The sequence below is a fragment of the Candidatus Woesearchaeota archaeon genome (genome assembly GCA_003694805.1).
Classification (GTDB): domain Archaea; phylum Nanobdellota; class Nanobdellia; order Woesearchaeales; family J110; genus J110.
On sequence record RFJU01000175.1, the window covers coordinates 1 to 1,449 of the forward strand.

Annotated in this window: 2 protein-coding genes; both read left to right on the top strand. The window is 52.9% G+C overall.

The window, feature by feature from the left end:
- A partial coding sequence (locus D6783_06200; protein ID RME51967.1) for a hypothetical protein occupies nucleotides 1–426 on the top strand: 426 nt, incomplete at its 5' end.
- A 372-nt stretch (nucleotides 427–798) separates the two neighbouring features.
- A complete protein-coding gene (locus tag D6783_06205) occupies nucleotides 799–1,305 on the top strand; it encodes a CPBP family intramembrane metalloprotease (GenBank protein RME51968.1) in 507 nt (168 codons plus the stop codon).
- Nucleotides 1,306–1,449: the final 144 nt, after the last annotated feature.

The following is a 1,449-nucleotide window of genomic DNA, read 5'->3' on the forward strand; positions in this document are numbered from 1 at the left end:
GAAAGGAGAGGCTGCACACAAAATTCTTACATGACCTGTCTCATTTTTCTTGACACATTCCGCTCGGAAGGGGCACGGTATCGTCCTGCGGTCGGGGAGAAGACCTCCCGGGCAAGGATGGTCAGAACCTGCAAGGCGCTGCTGAAACGCGAGCCTGCCTTATGGACCTTTGCGCGTCGTGAGGGAGTGGAGCCGACCAACAACGCCGCGGAGCGGGCCATCAGACCCGCGGTGCTCTGGCGCAAGACGAGTTATGGGACAGAGTCTGAAAAGGGCAGTGAATACGTTGCTCACATGATGACGGTGATCATGACGCTCAAAATGAAGGGCAGAAACGTCTTCGAGTACATGATCGAGGCCTGTATGCGTGTCAGGAGAGGGGAGCAGCCCCCATCCTTGCTACCGGCAATGTCCTTCTCCACTTGACAGCAGACTCGCCTCTCTCCGAAAGGCCGTGAACGGTTACGTCTCATTTTTCTTGACACACTCCGCTCCCTTCCCTTCTCCGGCGGAAAGGGAACAAAAAGTTACTTGAAACTCAATAGCAACAAAGGTTCGCCAATGTTAGAGTTTTTTCTCTCGCTTCTCGTAAATATTGTCCTCGTGTCGATTCCCATTGGCGCGCTTCGGATCTTTGGTGTTGTCAAAGTGAGTGCGAAGTGGGCACTCGTCTCGTTGGCCCTACTCGCAGCCTACTTCTTCGCTCTATTCTTGGGACACGACCTGGTTCCAGTCGAACTCATCATCTCGGAGCCAAGTTGGAACTGGGGCGGAAAGATCCTAGCCATCCTTCTATGGATGTCTGTTTTGTTTGTCCTTGTGAAAGTCGACCGCAACTTCAAGCCTTCCGATGCGGGGTTCACGGTGAAGCAGATTCCGGGGTCGGTTAAGCCTGCGGTCATTGGTCTCTTTGCCGCTGTCTTGCTGCAGGTCCTATGGGTTTACATGAATGGAGGCAACGAATATGACGCAGAAGAGCTGCTTTATCAGGCGCTAATGCCCGGAGCCGATGAAGAGCCGGTGTTCAGGGGGTTGCTTCTCTATCTCGTGTCGCGTGCAGTCATCTCAGGGCGTTTTGACGTTCTTGGGTCCCGATTCAATGTGGCGGGCCTTGCTGTCACCGCTGTTTTTGGACTTGCGCATAGCCTCTCGTACAATGGACACACTTGGCACTTCTCATTCACTACGCTTCTCGTAACGGGGCTATACGGTGCCATCTTCTTGTGGTTCCGGGAGAGAACAGGTAGTCTTGTCTTTCCTGTTGTTGCGCATAACACGGTCAATTTTGTGGGCCAATTGATATAGTTGCTAACAACGGCATGCACCTGTCGGCGCTTCGCACCGCAGGATCAGTACTTGAAAGTGGGTTGGGGTCGGCGTAACTCTTGAAAAAATAAAGGGACTTCTCCATAATCGGGAATTCAACAACAACCCCGAAAGGAGAGTCCC

Bases quoted from the DNA above. Each gene is read 5' to 3' on its own strand.
- D6783_06205 (RME51968.1), top strand. From the start codon at position 799: ATGTCTGTTTTGTTTGTCCTTGTGAAAGTCGACCGCAACTTCAAGCCT.